The sequence below is a fragment of the Pseudomonas sp. NFR16 genome, assembly GCF_900108875.1.
Taxonomy (GTDB): domain Bacteria; phylum Pseudomonadota; class Gammaproteobacteria; order Pseudomonadales; family Pseudomonadaceae; genus Aquipseudomonas.
The window spans coordinates 1,160,816-1,178,872 of the sequence record NZ_FNYJ01000001.1 but is presented as its reverse complement, the minus strand read 5'-3'; the positions used below and the strand labels follow the sequence as shown (position 1 = coordinate 1,178,872).

16 protein-coding genes and 1 pseudogene are annotated in these 18,057 nt (G+C 60.2%); 10 read left to right on the top strand and 7 right to left on the bottom strand.

The features are described 5' to 3' along the window. Positions 1 to 568: 568 nt before the first annotated feature. A complete protein-coding gene (locus BMZ10_RS05275; protein ID WP_093458962.1) occupies positions 569 to 1,060 on the top strand; it encodes a GNAT family N-acetyltransferase in 492 nt (163 codons plus the stop codon). A gap of 351 nt (positions 1,061 to 1,411) precedes the next feature. Continuing rightward, positions 1,412 to 2,959 carry a TerC family protein gene (locus BMZ10_RS05270; RefSeq protein ID WP_093458961.1) on the top strand — a complete coding sequence of 516 codons (1,548 nt, stop codon included), beginning with the start codon at positions 1,412 to 1,414 and terminating at the stop codon, positions 2,957 to 2,959. Between the two features lie 70 nt (positions 2,960 to 3,029). Here the strand turns inward: BMZ10_RS05270 and BMZ10_RS05265 are convergent, their stop codons facing one another. Together BMZ10_RS05265 and BMZ10_RS05260 are read right to left on the bottom strand one after the other, a co-directional pair. Beyond that, complete coding sequence (locus BMZ10_RS05265; protein WP_093458960.1) at positions 3,030 to 4,775, bottom strand: phosphoethanolamine transferase CptA; 1,746 nt, start codon at positions 4,773 to 4,775, stop codon at positions 3,030 to 3,032. A 310-nt stretch (positions 4,776 to 5,085) separates the two neighbouring features. Beyond that, positions 5,086 to 5,259: a DUF6026 family protein gene (locus tag BMZ10_RS05260; protein ID WP_093458959.1), complete on the bottom strand. Its 174-nt coding sequence runs from the start codon at positions 5,257 to 5,259 to the stop codon at positions 5,086 to 5,088. Positions 5,260 to 5,583: 324 nt separating this feature from the next. Here BMZ10_RS05260 and gnd point away from each other — a divergent pair, with 324 nt between their 5' ends. From gnd to BMZ10_RS05240, 4 genes are all read left to right on the top strand, one after another. Further along, positions 5,584 to 6,561, top strand: a complete 978-nt coding sequence (gene gnd / locus BMZ10_RS05255) for a phosphogluconate dehydrogenase (NAD(+)-dependent, decarboxylating) (protein ID WP_093458958.1) — start codon at positions 5,584 to 5,586, stop codon at positions 6,559 to 6,561. Further along, entirely contained in the window at positions 6,561 to 8,084 is a 1,524-nt protein-coding gene (zwf, locus tag BMZ10_RS05250) for a glucose-6-phosphate dehydrogenase (protein WP_093458957.1), read from the top strand. The genes gnd and zwf overlap by 1 nt, the downstream gene beginning before the upstream one ends. After that, positions 8,081 to 8,899, top strand: coding sequence for an HAD family hydrolase (locus tag BMZ10_RS05245; protein WP_093458956.1), 819 nt, complete (start codon positions 8,081 to 8,083; stop codon positions 8,897 to 8,899). The genes zwf and BMZ10_RS05245 overlap by 4 nt, the downstream gene beginning before the upstream one ends. 116 nt (positions 8,900 to 9,015) lie before the next feature. Then, complete coding sequence (locus BMZ10_RS05240; protein ID WP_093458955.1) at positions 9,016 to 10,830, top strand: glycoside hydrolase family 15 protein; 1,815 nt, start codon at positions 9,016 to 9,018, stop codon at positions 10,828 to 10,830. A gap of 30 nt (positions 10,831 to 10,860) precedes the next feature. Here the strand turns inward: BMZ10_RS05240 and alkB are convergent, their stop codons facing one another. From alkB to BMZ10_RS05225, 3 genes are all read right to left on the bottom strand, one after another. Next, the gene (gene alkB, locus BMZ10_RS05235) at positions 10,861 to 11,541 is read right to left on the bottom strand and encodes a DNA oxidative demethylase AlkB (protein WP_177182042.1); all 681 of its coding nucleotides are present in this window, start codon (positions 11,539 to 11,541) and stop codon (positions 10,861 to 10,863) included. 16 nt (positions 11,542 to 11,557) lie between these two features. Beyond that, the gene (locus tag BMZ10_RS05230) at positions 11,558 to 11,737 is read right to left on the bottom strand and encodes a hypothetical protein (protein ID WP_093458954.1); all 180 of its coding nucleotides are present in this window, start codon (positions 11,735 to 11,737) and stop codon (positions 11,558 to 11,560) included. Positions 11,738 to 11,816: 79 nt separating this feature from the next. Further along, entirely contained in the window at positions 11,817 to 12,122 is a 306-nt protein-coding gene (locus BMZ10_RS05225) for a DUF1883 domain-containing protein (protein ID WP_093458953.1), read from the bottom strand. A gap of 169 nt (positions 12,123 to 12,291) precedes the next feature. On the opposite strand from BMZ10_RS05225, the gene BMZ10_RS05220 reads away from it, so the two are divergent. Further along, the gene (locus BMZ10_RS05220; RefSeq protein WP_093458952.1) at positions 12,292 to 12,648 is read left to right on the top strand and encodes a hypothetical protein; all 357 of its coding nucleotides are present in this window, start codon (positions 12,292 to 12,294) and stop codon (positions 12,646 to 12,648) included. A 64-nt stretch (positions 12,649 to 12,712) separates the two neighbouring features. On the opposite strand, the gene BMZ10_RS05215 is transcribed toward BMZ10_RS05220, so the two are convergent. Beyond that, positions 12,713 to 12,994, bottom strand: coding sequence for a hypothetical protein (locus BMZ10_RS05215; RefSeq protein ID WP_093458951.1), 282 nt, complete (start codon positions 12,992 to 12,994; stop codon positions 12,713 to 12,715). Between the two features lie 154 nt (positions 12,995 to 13,148). Further along, entirely contained in the window at positions 13,149 to 13,334 is a 186-nt protein-coding gene (locus BMZ10_RS05210; protein WP_093458950.1) for a hypothetical protein, read from the bottom strand. A gap of 367 nt (positions 13,335 to 13,701) precedes the next feature. On the opposite strand from BMZ10_RS05210, the gene galU reads away from it, so the two are divergent. From galU to BMZ10_RS05195, 3 genes and pseudogenes are all read left to right on the top strand, one after another. After that, positions 13,702 to 14,544: a UTP--glucose-1-phosphate uridylyltransferase GalU gene (galU, locus tag BMZ10_RS05205; protein WP_093458949.1), complete on the top strand. Its 843-nt coding sequence runs from the start codon at positions 13,702 to 13,704 to the stop codon at positions 14,542 to 14,544. A gap of 135 nt (positions 14,545 to 14,679) precedes the next feature. Next, entirely contained in the window at positions 14,680 to 16,035 is a 1,356-nt protein-coding gene (gene gorA, locus BMZ10_RS05200; protein ID WP_093458948.1) for a glutathione-disulfide reductase, read from the top strand. A 165-nt stretch (positions 16,036 to 16,200) separates the two neighbouring features. Continuing rightward, a pseudogene (locus BMZ10_RS05195) lies at positions 16,201 to 17,844 on the top strand (ATP-binding protein); the annotation flags it as partial. Positions 17,845 to 18,057: the final 213 nt, after the last annotated feature.

Genomic DNA, 18,057 nt, shown 5'->3' with positions numbered 1-18,057 from the left:
CAATTGGGTTGTAATCGGCCATATCCTATGGCCAGGCACACAAGACCTACGCAAAATCGATACCCATTTACCGACTGCATATAAAGGACAGGGTGAAAGCGGCCTCTTCTCGGGCTTGAACCGATAGCATAGGCGCTCTAATCACATGACCCAGCCGTGTTGTAGAAGTTTCGACTTTTTTTCAGGGAAATGTCTGGCATGCGGGGTGGCAGTCTTTTGTAGGAAAGTTTCCGCTACGCTACATCATCCTCCTCGCCATGCATTGCGCTGTCGTGACGCCTTAAATACAGGTTCCCACTGCTGGCGACCGCTGGTCGGATTGTTCGACAATCAAAATGGTGCGTATCTCGTTCCCGGTGTTTCGGGACTTTTTGGATCATCCGAACGCGTAAACGTGCAGGTGTCGCCTTTTCTCGGTGCGTGATCGATCTTTTCTCGTGCGTATAAAGATATTTCCTACTTCTGTATCGGGATATTTTGGTGCGCACCGCGTTAGAATCGCTGCCACGTGGCGGTCCCCGGTCAATGCACTGGCCGCCTGGTCACCTTTCAGCGGTAGAGGAAGTCAATGCAAGCCCCCGAGGTTCTGGTACTGCAAGCCAGCTATAGCAATCCGGTCCACGCCGAAGCGATCGGTTTCCTGCTCAACCAATATGCCGAAGACGCCATGGGCGGCGGTGAGTCGCTGCCGCTGGATACCCGTCAGCAGCTGGCTATCGAACTGGCCAAGCGTCCTCATGCGTTCAGCGTGCTGGCGTTCATCGCCGGTGAGCCGGTGGGGCTGGTCAACTGTTTCGAGGGCTTCTCCACCTTTGCCTGCCGGCCTTTGGTCAACGTTCACGACGTGGTGGTCATCGCGTCCGCTCGCGGGCAGGGCATCAGTCAGAAGATGCTCGGCAAGGTGGAGGAGATCGCCCGTCAGCGCGGTTGCTGCAAGATCACCCTGGAAGTGCTGGAAGGGAACGAGGCCGCCAAGGGCGCTTACCGCAAGCTGGGTTTCTCCGATTATCAGCTTGATCCGCAGATGGGTCGGGCGCTGTTCTGGCAGAAATCCCTCTGAGTCAGCGCGTCGCCCGGACACTTCTGTACCGGGCGGCCCGAGCGCTCGTCCCGCTACGGCATGCGCCTCGTCCAGGTGTTGTTGGGGCAACAGTCGTTCAAAACATTTGTAACAGTTCTGTCCTGTAAGGCGTTTCGGCGCGCAAGGTAGGATCGGCTCCCGTATTCATTTCAGGATTCATATGCCGCTTTCACTGGAACCTCCCGGTTGCCAATCCCGCCCGCGTCTCCCCGATCATCTTGCACCTGATCTCATCGTGCCCGTGCCGGGCGAACCCGGCCTCGACCTGTCTTCGCGTGTCTCGGGGTTTGCGTCGTCCGGTTCTGTCCTGCTGCGCAGGAGCAACTGACCATGGAATGGATTGCGGACCCTACCGCCTGGCTTGGCCTTTTGACCCTGATCGTGCTCGAGCTGGTGCTGGGCATCGACAACCTCGTCTTCATCGCGATTCTCGCCGACAAATTGCCTCCCGAGCAGCGTGACCGCGCGCGGGTGCTTGGCCTGTCCCTGGCGCTGATCATGCGCCTCGGGTTGCTGGCGAGTATCTCGTGGATGGTGACCCTCACCGAACCGTTGTTCGAGATCTTCGGCAAGTCGTTTTCTGGGCGCGACCTGATCATGCTGTTCGGCGGCGTCTTCCTGCTGTTCAAAGCGACGATGGAACTGCACGAGCGTCTGGAAGGGCATGTGGCGCAGCACTCCGGCAGCACGACCTACGCGCTGTTCTGGCCGATCGTGGCGCAGATCGTGGTGCTCGATGCGGTGTTCTCGCTGGACGCCGTGATCACGGCGGTGGGGATGGTCGACGAACTGGCCGTGATGATGATCGCGGTGATTTTTTCGATCGGCATCATGATCATCGCCAGCAAACCGCTCACGGCGTTCGTCAACGCCCACCCGACCGTCATCATGCTCTGCCTGGGTTTTCTGATGATGATCGGCTTCAGCCTGACCGCCGATGGCCTGGGCTTTCATATCCCCAAAGGCTACCTGTACGCCGCCATCGGATTTTCGATCCTTATCGAGGTCTTCAATCAGGTGGCCCGGTCGCGCCGCAAACGCAGCCTCAAAGGCGATCTGCCACGTCGTGAGCGCATGGCCCATGCGGTGCTTCGTCTGCTGGGTGGGCGCAGGCCGAATGCTGAAGAGGTGGGCGAGGAGATCGCCGACATGCTCGATGACGATAGCGGAGAGGTGGTCTTCGACCGTCGTGAGCGCGTGATGATCAGTGGCGTGTTGCAGCTGGCGCAGCGGCCGATTCGCAGCGCCATGACCGTGCGCAACGATGTCGACATGCTCGATCTGGATGATGATCCGCAGGCCATCCGGCGACGACTGCTGAGTTCCTCTTACTCGCGGCTGCCGCTGATCCGGGGCGGGCGGGTGGAGGAGCCGCTGGGTTTCGTGCATAAAAAGGAAATGCTCAACGCGTTGCTGTCCGGGACGGAGCCGAACCTGGAGCACCTGGCAAGGCCGAGCCTGAACCTGCTGGAAAGCTTTTCGATCCTCAATGCACTGGAGCAGATGCGTACACAGTCGACGCACATCGCTTTCGTGATCAACGAGTTCGGCGATTTTGCCGGGATCCTGACCATGACCGATATTCTTGAATCGATTGCCGGCGAGTTGCCTGATGCCAGTGAGATCGAAGGTCCGGACCTGAGTGAAGAGGGTGGAGGCGTGGTGGTCAATGCGGCGATGAACCTGGATCACCTGCGCGAGCGGATCGGCTTCAAGGCGCGCCCGACCGAGGACTATCAAACACTCGCCGGTCTGGTCATGAGCCTGCTTGACCGGCTGCCTGTAACGGGCGATCAGCTGCAGTGGGCGGGCTGGAGAATTGAGGTGCTGGAAGTCCGGGAGCGTCGCGTTACCAAGGTGCTGCTGCGCCAGCAGTAAACCGCGGCGAACCGGAAAAACAAAAAAGGCCTGCGCGCTGCAGGCCTTTTTTCGTTCAACTCAAACGCGCTTACTGCGCCGCCACTTGCGGTGGAACCTCGGGTTGGCGCGCCACTTTCTCCATGATTGCGAAGTCGCTCAACCCTTTTTGCGCATACGGGTCGCCGATCAGCCTCGGACGGGCCTTGAAGTCCAGGCTGACCAGGCTCTTGGTGGTGTCCAGCTCGTCAAAGCTCAAACCGGCCAGTTGCGCCCAGGTGTGGATCAGGTTGGAGCTGGAATAAGGACGGCTGTGAATGCTGTCGAAATTCCAGTCGTGGGTTTCACGCCACTTCGGTGATGCATAGGCAATGAACGGCACGGTGTACATGGGAATCGTCGGCTTCTTCTCGTTGCGTCCCAATGTGTCGTGCCCCGCCGAATCGAACACGTCCTCGCCATGATCGGACAGGTACAGCAGGAAGCCATTGGGGTCAGCCTTGCCGTATTCCTTGATCAGGCTCGAAATCACGAAGTCGTTGTACAGCACCGCGTTGTCGTAACTGTTGTACAGCTCAAGCTTGCTGTCATCGATGGCCGCAGGGACGCCATCACGGCCGGTGAATTTCTCGAACGACTGCGGATAACGGTACTGATAGGCCATGTGCGTGCCTAGCAGGTGAACGACGATCAGCTTGCGCGGCGCGGCATCGCCCAGCGCCTTGGCGAAGGGCTCAAGCACGTCGCCGTCATACTGACGCGCATTCTGATTGCGGTTGTTGTTCAGGTAGACCTGCTCGTCAGCCTGCTCGGAGAAGGTCGTGAGCATGGTGTTGCGCTTGGTCATCGTCTGCTGATTGGTGATCCAGAACGTCTTGTAACCCGCCTGCTTCATGACGCTGACGATCGAGGGTGTCTTCAGGTACAGATCGGGGTTTTCCTCGTCAGCGAACGTCAGCACCTGTTGCAGGGCCTCAATGGTGTAAGGACGCGGCGTGATGACGTTGTCGAACACTTGCAACTGATCTTTCATGGCGTCCAGGTTGGGCGTGGTCTGGCGCGGATAGCCATACAGATGCATGCGCCCACGGTTGGTCGACTCGCCGATGACCAGCACCAGCGTGGTCGGCAGCCCGGCCTGTTGATCTTTAAGATTCTTCAGCGGCGCGATGTTGCTGCTGCTGGTGAGCATGTCTTGCATGCTGTCCAGCTGTTGGGTGTAGCGGTGATAGGCGACGATCATCTGCCACGGCACCGCGGGCTCGACGCGTGATTCGAACGCCTCGAGGCCTTCGGCCGTCGTCTCATGGCGTGACATCTGTTTGGCCAGCGGGTAGCCGACGATTGCGACCAGCAACGCGGTCGCCACGACCCATGCGCGGCCACGGGGCATGTACACCGGGCGCAGGCGGGTCCACAGGAAGATCGCGAACGCGGTGTGGGCGATGAACGCCAGGACGATCCACCACGCAAAGTACTGCGTCATGTATTCGCCCGCTTCAGAGATGTTCGACTCGAACATGATGAAGATGACGCTCTGCGAGAACTCTTGCTGATAGATGAAGAAGTAGCCCAGGCTGGCCATCGAGCAGGCCCAGAGGATCACGCCGATGACGGCGGCCATCACGCGGGTCTGTCTAGGGAACACCAGCATCGGCGCCAGCCAGATCGCGCTGAGTACGAATGCCTGGCGAAAGCCCGCGAAGCCTGTGATGCCGGTCAGCTGAATAAGGAGCTGCGTGATACCCGAGAAATACCAGAAGAATACGAACAGCCAGATCAGGCCAGTCCAGTCAAAACCTTTCGGAGCAGCGGCGCTCCGGTGCATCGTTGTCATGTGACGCTCCAGCTGTGGATCTCGAGCGGCAAGGTGCCGCGTCGCATCGGCTGATGGCGGCGAAGTGCCATCAACTGTTTTACCGTGGCGCGATTATGGTGCGACGGACGTGAAAATTATGTCGGTGGTGTGTCAGAAGGGTGTCGAGTAGCTCAGGTGAGAGATTGTGCAAGGCGCGGGAACGTTACAGAGTGTGTCTGGTCCGACAAATGTTCGAAGATTCGGGCGACGCAGAGGGCAATGCTGGACGGGGTATACGTCGGCAAGCCAGCGGATCGGGCTTGCCTCAGGATGAACGAGGCAGGAGAAGTCAGGCTTGCAGGGCGGTGCCGCTGCTGACCAGCTGAGCGTGCTGCAGCATCATGGTCAATTGGGTGACTTTCTTCTGCAGCTGATCGCGTTCTTCCTTGAGCTGGCGCAGCTCGTCACGACGAACAGTGACGTACAGAGTTTGTGGTGCGTTTGCCGGTAATACTGTGCCCATTGCTCACCTCGCAAATGGCGGGATTCAACTTCGTAAGGTTCAAGCAGAGACGTTGCCTACCCGACTGTGTCCTTGCTTCCTACCTTTATCGGCGGGAATTCTGATTTCTTTTGCGCGAAAAAGGAACTTTTTTATTTTTAATTGTCGCGAACGTTTCTTGATCGCGAAAACCGGCGTCTTAAGGCAGTCTTGCAGACCTCTGTCTTGCGGTACATGAAACTATTTTCACCGGGAAACCTTCGTTTGCCTCCCCGGACTAACCCTACAGGCGGCACTGGGCTATAAAATGAGGCACCCCTGTATTTGATTAAGGAGCACCTCTACATGCAACTCGGGATTGTTGGACTAGGCCGCATGGGCGGCAACATCGCACGTCGACTGATGCTCAATGGCCACACCACTGTGGTTTATGATCGCGATGAGCAGTCTCGCACCGTGCTCGCCAACGAAGGTTCGACGCCAGCCAATGACCTCGCGTCACTGGTCGCCGCACTGGAAAAACCTCGAGCCGTCTGGGTGATGTTGCCTGCTGGCGCTCCAACCGAAGACACCATCAACGTGCTGGCCGACCTGCTGGATGAGGACGACGTCATCATCGACGGCGGCAACACGTTCTATAAGGACGACGTCCGTCGTTCCATCGCGCTCAAGGAAAAAGGCCTGCATTACGTCGATGTCGGCACTTCGGGCGGCGTGTGGGGCCTGGAGCGCGGCTACTGCATGATGATCGGCGGCGAAACCGAGGTCGTCGATCGCCTCGATCCGCTGTTCAAGACGCTGGCACCGGGCATCGGCAACATCCCGCGCACCAAAGATCGCGCCAAGGATGCCGACCCGCGCGCCGAGCAGGGTTACATCCACGCAGGCCCGCCGGGTGCTGGCCATTTCGTCAAGATGATCCATAACGGTATTGAGTACGGAATGATGCAGGCCTTCGCCGAGGGCTTCGACATCCTCAAGACCAAGAACTCGGACAACCTGCCCGCCGAACAGCGTTTCGACCTGAATCTGGGCGATATCGCCGAAGTCTGGCGTCGCGGCAGCGTGGTGTCTTCCTGGCTGCTGGACCTGACCGCCGATGCGCTGGCGACCGATCCTCAGCTCAATGCCTATTCCGGTTCCGTGGCCGATAGTGGTGAAGGCCGCTGGACCATCGAAGCGGCGATGGAGCAGGCCGTGCCGGTTCCGGTGCTGTCCACTTCGTTGTTCGCTCGCTTCCGTTCCCGTCAACAAAGCACGTACGGCGACAAGATGCTCTCCGCCATGCGTTTCGGATTTGGTGGTCATAAGGAACCAAAATAATGGGTTTATCCCGAAGCAAGCAGAAAGCCCCGGTCGCCCCGGCGACCACGCTGTTCCTGTTCGGCGCGCACGGTGATTTGGTCAAGCGACTGCTGATGCCGGCCCTCTACAACCTGTTCCGCGACGGACTGGTGGGTGAGGATCTGCACATCGTCGGGGTTGACCACAACACCGTCAGCGATGCCGACTTCGCCAGAAAACTGGAAGACTTCATTCGTCAGGAGGCGGCCAACAAGGTCGCCCAGGGCGGGGAAGAGCCTCTGGATCCGGCGCTGTGGGGCAGTCTGTCCAAGCGCATCACCTACATCACCGGTGATTTTCTCGACGACGCGACTTACACCGCCATCGACGAAAAGATCAAAAGTACCGGCACGCGCAATGCCGTGTTCTACCTGGCGACCGCGCCGCGCTTCTTCAGTGAAGTGACCAAGCGTCTCGGCTCCTCGGGGCTGATGGTCGAGGGCGACGATCATTTCCGTCGCGTGGTGATCGAGAAACCGTTTGGTCATGACCTGCCCAGCGCCGTGGCGCTGAACAACTGCTTGCTGAAGGTGATGAGCGAGAAGCAGATCTACCGGATCGATCACTATCTGGGCAAGGAAACGGTGCAGAACATTCTGGTCAGCCGTTTCTCCAACGGTCTGTTCGAATCGTTCTGGAACAACCACTACATCGACCACGTACAGATCACCGCCGCTGAAACCGTCGGCGTCGAGACGCGTGGCAGTTTCTATGAAACCACCGGCGCATTGCGGGACATGGTGCCCAATCACCTGTTCCAGCTGCTGGCGATGGTTGCCATGGAGCCGCCGGCGGCCTTCGGTGCCGACGCCGTGCGCGGTGAAAAGGCCAAGGTCATCGGCGCGATCAGGCCGTGGTCGGAAATGGAAGCCCTGGCCAATTCGGTGCGTGGGCAGTACACCGAAAGCACCGTCGGTGACAAAAGTGTGCCGGGCTACCGTGAAGAGGACCGCGTCGCGGCGGACAGCAACACGGAAACCTATGTCGCGCTCAAAGTCATGGTCGATAACTGGCGCTGGGTCGGTGTGCCGTTTTATCTGCGCACCGGCAAGCGCATGAGCGTGCGCGACACCGAAATCGCGATCTGCTTCAAGCCTGCGCCTTATGCGCAGTTCCGGGACACCGACGTGGACCGCGTAGCGCCTAACTTCCTGAAGATCCAGATCCAGCCCGATGAAGGCATGTGGTTCGACCTGCAGGCGAAAAAGCCGGGGCCGACCCTGGACATGCAGACCATCGAGCTGGGCTTTGCGTACAAGGACTTCTTCGAGATGCAGCCATCGACCGGGTACGAAACCCTGATCTATGATTGCCTGACCGGCGATCAGACCCTGTTCCAGCGGGCCGACAATATCGAGAACGGCTGGCGTGCTGTGCAGCCCTTCATCGATGCCTGGGCCAAGGATCCGCGAGTGGAGTTCTACAAGGCCGGTGAGGATGGACCGGCAGCGGCGGACGAACTGCTGGCCCGCGATGGCCACAGCTGGCAACGCCTGGGATGAGTGAAGCCACGCAACCCCTCATCCGTTTCATGCTGTCCGACATTGACGGCACCTTGCTGCGACCCGATCACAGCCTGAGTCAGGCCAACATTGAGGCGGTGCGCAAGCTGCAGGCAGCCGGGATTCATTTCTCGGTGGCCAGCAGCCGGCCGCCCCGGGCCATGCGTCAGCAGATCGAGGCATTGGGCATCGAAGTGCCGACCGTGGCCTTCAACGGCGCCAACATCATCAAGCCCGACGGCAGTTTGCTCAAGGCCCATCGCATCGACCCGAAAGCGGCGCGAACCAGCCTTGAGCTGTTTGCCGGCGAGAACGTGTCGGTGTGGGTTTTCGCCGACGATCAATGGCTGCTGCTCGACCCGCAAGGGGATTACGTCGAGCACGAGCGCAACACGCTGGGTTATGACTTCGTGCAGGTCGAGCACTTCGAGGACTACCTTGATCGCATCGACAAAATCGTCGCCGCCAGCAAGGACTTCGAGCTGCTCAAGCGTCTCGAGGTCCAGCTCAATCCGCTGATTGCCGAGGCTGCAAGGGCGGCGCGCTCGCAGTCGTATTACCTGGACGTGACCGCGCTGGACGCCAACAAGGGGTCGGCGCTGGAAACACTGGCGCAGACGCTGGGCGTCGATCTGGCCCACACGGCGGCCATCGGTGACGCCGGCAACGACGTCGCGATGTTTCTGCGTGCCGGGCTGTCGATCGCGATGGGGCAGGCAGAAGTCGGCGTCAAGACGCAGGCCAACTACGTCACCGGCAGCAACACGGAGGACGGCCTGGCGGCCGCCATCGAGCGTTACATCCTGCCGCGCTGACTAACGCGGCACCTTCCTGCAGTCGTCCGGCCTGCTGATCGCCGCGTCTACGCGAGTGATGGTCAGCGTGCCGTGCGCCTGCAGGCTTCTCAGACACCAGGAGGAATTCTGTTCCCATGGCTGTATTGATCGAAGATTACGCGCTGCTCGGCAACTGCCGGACGGCCGCGCTGGTGGCCCGCGACGGGTCGCTGGACTGGTTGTGTTTCCCGCGTTTCGACGCGCCTGCCTGTTTTGCGGCGTTATTGGGGGACAGCGACAACGGTCGCTGGAAGCTGGCGCCCACCGATGCAAAAAGCCAGTCGCGGCGGCGCTATCGTGACGGCACGCTGATCCTCGAAACCCTGTTTACCAGCGACACCGGCCAGGCGTTGCTCATCGATTTCATGCCGATGGAGATCGACAGCAGCGTGGTGCGCATCGTCGTCGGGCTGCAGGGCCGGGTCGATTTCGCCATGGACCTGGCCATCCGTTTCGACTACGGCAGCACCGTGCCGTGGGTCGAAAAGCGCGATCCACACACCATGACCGCCGTCGCTGGACCGGACCTGTTGGTGCTGCGCACGCCCGCCGAACTGCATCCGCTGGATCATCACACCGAGAGCCTGTTCTCCGTTCAGGCCGGCCAGCGCCTAGGCTTTGCATTGTCCTGGCAGGCTTCCCACGAACCGGTGCACGAAGCGTTCGACGTCGAGCGCGCGTTGCAGCAGACCGAGTCCTTCTGGCGAGCGTTTTCCGATCGCTGCCCGGACGTCGGTCCCTGGACCGAACAGGTCAAGCGCTCGTTGATCACGCTCAAAGCGATGACCTATGCGCCCACTGGCGGGATCGTCGCGGCGGTGACCACCTCGCTGCCGGAACAGTTAGGCGGCGAGCGCAATTGGGATTACCGTTTCTGCTGGCTGCGTGACGCCACGATGACACTGTTGGCGTTCATGAATCTGGGTTATTACGAAGAGGCCACCGCGTGGCGTAACTGGCTGTTGCGCTCGGTAGCCGGCAATCCCGAGCAGGTGCAGATCATGTACGGGCTGGGCGGCGAGCGGCGTCTGCCGGAATATCAGTTGCCGTGGCTGGCAGGGTATGAGCACTCGCGGCCGGTACGCGTCGGCAATGCCGCGGCCACCCAGATGCAACTGGACGTTTATGGCGAAGTGGCGGACGCAATGACCCAGGCGCTGAAAAGCGGCTTGCCGCGTTTGCCGCGCAGTACGCAGATCCAGAAAGTGATCATGCCGTTTCTGGAGAAAGTCTGGCACCTGCCCGACGCCGGTATCTGGGAGATTCGCTCCGAGCCTCGGCACTTTACGCACTCGAAAGTCATGGCCTGGGTATCGTTCGATCGCAACGCCGGCGTGCTGGCGCAAAGCGACAGTCAGGAAGAGCGCGAGCGCGGACGACATTATCGGCAGATCGCCGACCAGATTCATGCCGACGTCTGTGCCCATGGCTATGACGAGGCGCTGGGCAGTTTCGTGCAGACCTACGGCGGCAAGGAACTGGACGCCAGCCTGCTGCAGATCGCGCTGACCGGGTTCTTGCCGGTGGACGACCCGCGGGTGACGGGCACGGTCGCGCAGATCGAGCAATCGTTGATGCAGGACGGTTTGCTGCTGCGTTATGACAGTGAGCGCAGCACGGACGGCGTGTCCGGCAGCGAAGGGACATTTCTGGTGTGCTCGTTCTGGCTGGCCGACGTGTACGTGCTGCAGGGGCGCGAGGAGGAGGCGAGCGCGCTGTTCGACCGCTTGTGCGGGTTGTGCAACGACGTGGGCCTGCTTGCGGAGCAATACGACCCGCGTGCCGGGCGCATGCTGGGCAACTTCCCGCAGGCGTTCAGCCACATCGGCATCATCAATACGGCGCTGAACCTGCATCGCGCGGTATGCCCGGTCAAGACGCGGGCGACTGCGAAGCTGCTGGCCAGTTGAGTTGGCGCCCGGCGAAGTCGGCGTGCGCCTTCAGCGGGCCTTGCGGAAGGTAAAGTTGATGCGTTGCTCGCCCAGTTGCGGGTGCTCGGCCTGTCGGATGGGCATGACCCCGTGATAGCGCAGGCGATCTTCGCCGCCCCAGACCACCACATCGCCATGAAACAACGGCACGCGCTGCGTGCCGTCACTGCGGGCATGGCCGCCGAACAGGAACATCGCGGGAATGCCGAGCGACACTGACACCACCGGCCAGCCATGATCGCGCTCATCCTTGTCCTGATGCAGTGACATCTTCGCGCCAGGTATGTAGCGGTTGATCAGGCAGGCATCCGGCTCGAATCCGTGAAAACCGGCGGCCTCGGCAGCCGCTCGTGCCAGCTCCAGAAAGACTTCCGGCATGTCCGGCCAGGGCTGGCCGGTGGCTGGGTCGACGGGGCTGTATTTATAGCCGCTGCGGTCGGTCGTCCAGCCGTATTGCCCGCAGCTGGTCAGTGCCACCGACATGGTGTAACCGCCGGGCGTAACCATGTGGCGAAAGGGCGCCTGGTTCAGAACGGCCTCCAGCGCTGGCAGCAGGCGTGCCATCAGCGGCAGGGCAAAACCACGCAACACCCACGACCGCGGACCGATCTGCTCCGTTGCTGGCGGCTGCGCAGCCTCGTCGGCAAACAGGTCGAAAGTGGCGGGCGTTATCCCTTTGCGTTGTATCATCGCGGCGCTACCGGAATTACAGTGCTTTGCTGACCTTGACGTCGCTGATCACATCGTCGCTGCCGCCGTGCATTTTCTGCAGCGCGGCCAGGGCTTCGTCGGCGGAAGGGGATTGCAACAGGGCGAACTCGAAACGGCGCTCACCGTTGAGTTTGTAGCTGATGGCGTATTTGATCACGGGGGCAGGGCTATTCACGGTTGACTCCTTGGCGACAAGCTTGACGGTGTGCGCGAGAACACAAGGTTTTCACGCAGGCCGGTGTTCAATGGGCGCATCAGCTCAGGCGCGAAGACGAGCGACGAACGATCTTGATCGAATGGGTGAAAGTTGTTTTGCGGCCACCGTGAGTGTCCATCTTGCGGCCGGCGGTATCGATGGTGATGTTCCAGAAGCCGGTGCTCGGCACGGCAATCTTGGCCGGGAAGCGATCGAATGCGCCGCCGTGGTAAGTGTGGCGTCCGCCATTCTTGAAGCTGCGGAAATTCGCGTCGCTCATCAGGCGTATGTTGCAGAGCTGGGAGCATTCGATGACGACCATGTCGTCTTCGTTGAGGTGCTCGCGCTGGTGTACGAATTTCATGGGTGTCTCCGAAGACAGGGCATTCTCGAAAACGCGAAAAGATAGCACGGCAAGCCTGGGCGTTGCTCGCCGTCGCGGTTTTTATTGCCCCGCTGCGGGGGAAAGGTCACTGGCGCCGGGATTTAATTCAAGCATGGCTTGTCGTAAGCACCTTTACTGGAGGGATTGTATGAAACTGGCGGTTGTTATTCTGGCTCTGGCGATGACTGGTTGTGCGACCGTCAACGACATCGAGCACACTCCCGCGACAATGAGCGTCATGTCGGGCAAGAGTCCCAAGGACTATGCATCCTGCTTTGTCGGGCGCATCGCCGACAGCCGCAAGCCTCCGCAGATCGAGCCGCGCCACGCCGGGCTGCGAGTGATCGTTCCGCAGAAACTCATCAGCAGCGATCCGGCTGCGATCGTCGACATCGAACCGCGCTCAAGCGGCAGCTCGATCAAGCTGTTCGAACGCATGGGCAATAATCCGTTGCGCCCCAAAGACGTGCAGCACGCAGTCACCGCCTGTATCTCAGGCGAATGAGGGAATTGCGGCTTCTGACGAGGCCAGCCGGTCGGCATCTGCCCGCCGGCGCTGGCCGATGGCGTTACTTGCAGACCACCAGCACGCTGCGCGTCTTGTAGTTGCCAACGTCCACGCCCAGCGTCTTGTCGTCATCCTTAGGCTGCGGCGTGCCGTTCGTGCTGATGATGTTGTAGCCCGTGCCGGCGCAGGATGCGTCGGCCTTCTCGTAGCAGGCGGCCCATGACATCGCCTCGCCGGAGCAATCGATGTTCAGCCCCTGCTGGCCGTTCTTGAGGTAAGTGTTTTGTGCGGTGGCACAGCCTGTCAGGCCCAGTACTGCAATGATGGACAAAATCTTGGTCATGTTCAGGTGCTTCACAATGAGGGCCGAATAGCGGCGGCAATTGTCAGACTTGGGTGCGGTGCCATCGTTCCGGCATCATCGAAGAATTTTTAACGGGAGGGCTTTCCAGGCGGTGTGCCAAGGCCGCCTCATTGCGAGGCGGCTGGCGGCAGGGTCAGTTTTTCTTGTCGGCCCGACGACGTGGCGCCGGCGTGTCCTGGAACACCGCCGCGACCTCGATGGCGCTGCTCTCGCTGGCGAACGGCCCGGCGACCGCCTCGTCGTCATGACCCACCAGCCACCACTGGCCGTCCTGCAGTTTTTTGATCTGGTAACCGTTTACGCTTTTGACTTCCGACATCGATCCGTCTCGACAAGTGATTCAGCCGCTTATGATAAAGCGCGGCGGGTAAAGGGCAATCGCAGTTTTCCTGCACGCAGGCGTTAACGCGGCTACGCTCTCGTGGGTCACTGAATGGCCGTTGCGCTGGGAAGGATCGCCACGCACGAGTGACCGGAGGGACTAAGAATAATCAGCGGGTCATGCGCCCCGCCTGTCTACGGGATCCGTTTGCCCAGGCTTGCCATCGTATTCTCGGGAATTGTGTGGAACTATCTGCGCAACTATTCCTCTACCATGGCAGCGAACGGCCAGTGGCGGCCATTGTAAGGTCATCGCCGCCTCATTAGACTGCGCCGCAACACCCCCAGCCTCATCAAGGACTCATATGATCAAGAAATGCTTGTTCCCTGCAGCCGGTTACGGCACTCGCTTCTTGCCAGCGACCAAAGCCATGCCCAAAGAGATGCTGGCAGTTGTCAACAAGCCACTGATCCAGTACGGCGTGGAAGAAGCACTTGCTGCGGGTTTGAATGAAATCTCCATTGTGACCGGTCGCGGTAAGCGCGCCCTGGAAGACCACTTCGACATCAGCTACGAGCTCGAACACCAGATCAAAGGCACCGACAAAGAGAAATACCTGGTCGGTATCCGTCGCCTGATTGACGAATGCAGCTTCTCCTACACCCGTCAGACCGAAATGAAAGGTCTGGGTCACGCTATCCTCAGCGGCCGTCCGCTGATCGGCAATGAGCCGTTCGCCGTGGTGTTGGCGGATGACCTGTGCGTGAACCTGGATGGCGAAGGCGTTCTCGCGCAGATGGTCAAACTGCACAAGCAATACAAGTGCTCGATCGTGGCCATTCAGGAAGTCGACCCGAACGAGACCAACAAGTACGGTGTGATCGCTGGCGAAGAAATCAAGGACGGCCTGTTCCGCGTGACCGACATGGTCGAAAAACCCAAGCCGGAAGATGCTCCGTCGAACCTGGCGATCATCGGTCGCTACATCCTTACCCCGGATATCTTCGAGAAGATCGAACAGACCGAGCCGGGTAAAGGCGGTGAGATTCAGATCACCGACGCCCTGATGAAGCAGGCAGCCGAAGGCAACGTTCTGGCCTATAAATTCCAGGGTAAGCGTTTCGACTGCGGCGGCGCTGAAGGCTACGTTGAAGCCACCAACTTCTGCTTCGAACACTTCTACAAAACGGGTAAATCCACCCAGTAACTCGACTGTGCCGGGAAGTCTCCGGCATCTGTATGTCAGACAAAGCCACCTTAGGGTGGCTTTGTCGTTTCTGTCCTACAGAACTTGCCGAGAGCGCTGGAGCGGTTATGCTAGCGGCCTGCCAAGGAGACAGAAATGACCTACGACTTCGACCTTTTCGTGATCGGCGCCGGTTCCGCGGGCGTCCGCGCCGCACGGTTTTCTGCCGGTTTCGGTGCACGCGTGGCGGTCGCCGAAAGCCGCTATCTGGGAGGCACCTGCGTCAACGTAGGCTGTGTGCCGAAGAAGTTGATGGTCTACGGCGCGCATTTTTCCGAAGAATTCGAACAGGCCAAAAGCTTTGGCTGGAGCAGCGGCGAGGCCGTGTTCGACTGGCCGACGCTGATTGCCAACAAGAATCGAGAGATCAGCCGTCTCAACGATATTTACCGTGGCCTGCTCGTCAACAGCGGCGTGACCTTGATGGAAGGGCATGCGCGTCTGCGCGGGCCGCACGAGGTCGAGGTCAACGGCCAGGTGCACACCGCTGAGCACATCATGATCGCCACCGGCGGCTGGCCGCAGATTCCGGAGATCCCGGGCCGCGAGCACGCCATCACGTCCAATGAAGTGTTCTTCCTCAAACAGATGCCCAAGCGCGTCGTGGTGGTCGGTGGTGGTTACATTGCCGTGGAGTTCGCCTCGATTTTCAATGGCCTCGGCGCCGAGGTGTCGCTGATGTACCGCGGCGAGCTGTTCCTGCGCGGTTTTGATGACAGCGTGCGCACGCACCTGCATCAGGAGCTGACCAAACACCGAATGGACATCCGCTTCCATACGCAGATCGAGCGCATCGAGAAGCTGGCGGATGGCACCCTGGAGCTGACGCTCAACGATGGCAGCTCGTTCAATACTGACTGCGTCTTCTACGCGACCGGCCGCCGTCCGATGCTCGACAACCTGGGCATGGACACGGTCAACGTCGCGCTCGACGATAAGGGTTTCATCAAGGTCGACGAGCACTATCAGACCAGCGAACCGTCGATCATAGCCGTAGGCGATATCATCGGCCGCGTACAACTCACGCCCGTGGCACTCGCCGAAGGCATGGCGGTCGCGCGTCGACTGTTCAAGCCTGATCAGTACCGCGCCGTGGATTACCGGCATATACCGACGGCGGTCTTCAGCCTGCCGAATATCGGCACGGTGGGGCTCACCGAAGCCGAGGCGATAAAAGCCGGGCATGATGTGCAGATTTTCGAGAGCCGCTTCCGCCCCATGAAGTTGTCCCTGACGGACAACCAGGAGCGTACGCTGATGAAGCTGGTGGTCGACGCCAAGTCCGATCGCGTATTGGGTTGCCACATGGTCGGCCCGGATGCGGGAGAAATTGTCCAGAGTCTGGCCATTGCCCTGAAGGCTGGCGCCACCAAGCAGATTTTCGACGACACGATCGGCGTGCATCCGACAGCGGCAGAAGAATTTGTCACCATGCGTACCGCCACGCGCTGACACCAGGCGGCATTCATGTAAAAGCGTCCGGCCCATGGATTGGGGCGGACGAGCTAACGTAATCAGGGACGGACCGACTTTGTGACCAGTACCAGCAAGAGCTTTGCGGCAGCCATGCCTTTGAATCCCGTTGAACCTGACGACCAGGCGTTCTCCCGAGCAGAAGCTCTGCATGAGAGTGAGCGGCAGTTTCGCAGTCTGGCCGATAACATGAGTCAGTTGGCCTGGATCGCCGATCCGGGCGGAAGGATCTATTGGTACAACCAGCGCTGGTACAGCTACACCGGCACCTCGCACGAGGCAATGATGGCGCTGGGCTGGCGCTCGTTGTATCACCCGGATCATCTGCAACGCGTGGAGTCCCGCCTGCGCCGCTGCTTCGCCACGGGCTCGATCTGGGAAGACACCTTCCCGTTGCGTGGCAAGGACGGTCTGTACCGCTGGTTTCTCTCCCGCGCGCTGCCCATTCGCGACGAAAGCGGCAACATCACGTACTGGCTTGGGACAAGCACCGACATCACGGCTCAGGTCAAGGCAGAGGATGCCCTGCGCGAGCTGAACGAAAGCCTCGAACTGCGCGTGGCCGAGCGTACCCGCGAGCTGGCGGACATCAACCAGCGACTGCAGATCGAGATCAGCGAGCGCGCCCAGGCCGAAGAAGCGCTGCGTCACGCGCAGAAGATGGACGCGATCGGCCAGCTCACCGGCGGCATCGCCCACGACTTCAACAACATGCTCACCGGCGTGCTGGGCGCGCTGGATCTGATCCAGCGGCGCGTGGCCGCAGGGCGGGTGTCGGAGATCGATCGCTACATCGACGCGGCGATGAGTTCAGCCAACCGCGCTGCCTCCCTGACCCACCGGCTGCTCGCGTTCGCCCGCCGCCAATCGCTCAATCCGCGCCCGGTGGACGTCAATCGCATGGTTGTGTCCATGGAAGAACTGTTGCGGCGCACCATTGGTGAAAGCATTGAGCTGGAAGTCGACCTCAACACCGCTTTGCGTCTGACCAATACCGATGAACATCAGCTGGAAAACGCGCTGCTGAACTTGGTGATCAATGCCCGCGACGCCATGCCCGATGGCGGACGACTGCTGATTCAGACCGAGCTGGCCCACGTGGCCGTGCTGCATGATTCACTGGCTCCTGGCGATTATGTGCGGCTGGGCGTGCAAGACACCGGCTGCGGCATGTCGGGCGAAGTCATCGCGCGGGCGTTCGACCCATTCTTCACCACTAAGCCTATCGGGCAGGGCACAGGGCTTGGTCTGTCGATGGTCTACGGCTTCATCCATCAGACCGGCGGGCAGGTGCTGATCGACAGCAGCGAAGGCCGCGGCACCCGGGTCGACCTGTACCTGCCGTGTCATCTCCAGCCCGTCGAGCGTCAGGCGGTGCCCGACGACCACGTCGATCCGCCCCGTGCGGTCCGGGGTGAGCGCGTGCTGGTGGTCGAAGACGAGCCTGACGTCCGCATGCTTGTGGTCGATGTGCTGAGGGATCTGGGCTACACAGTCGAGGTGGCGTCCGACAGTCATACGGCGCTGCCCTTCATTCAGTCGCCGCAGCGCGTCGATCTATTGGTCACGGATGTCGGCCTGCCTGGCCTGAACGGCCGTCAGCTGGCTGAGATCGCGCGTCAGCACCGGCCCGGATTGCGCGTCCTGTTTATTACCGGATATGCGCCAAACGCCGAAATTCGCGGGGATTTCCTCGAAGAGGGCATGGACATGCTCACCAAACCCTTTTCCATCGATGCGCTGGCGCAGCGCGTCAGAAGCCTGATCGAACCGGGTGGGCAAGGATGAGTTCGTTGGCGCGCCGGCTGATGCATGCTCCGCGCTGTCCTCTGGACGCGCGTGAAGGCTGGCGGAAATGTTATGACTTCCAAGCGTCACTGATTTCTTCTATTAATAAAGCGCTTTTATAGTGAAAACCAATCGTCAGCATGAGCTTTGCCAATGAGCCCTCGTCGGCGATTGTGCGTAATATCCTTCACATCGATTTTCGCAACGCAAATT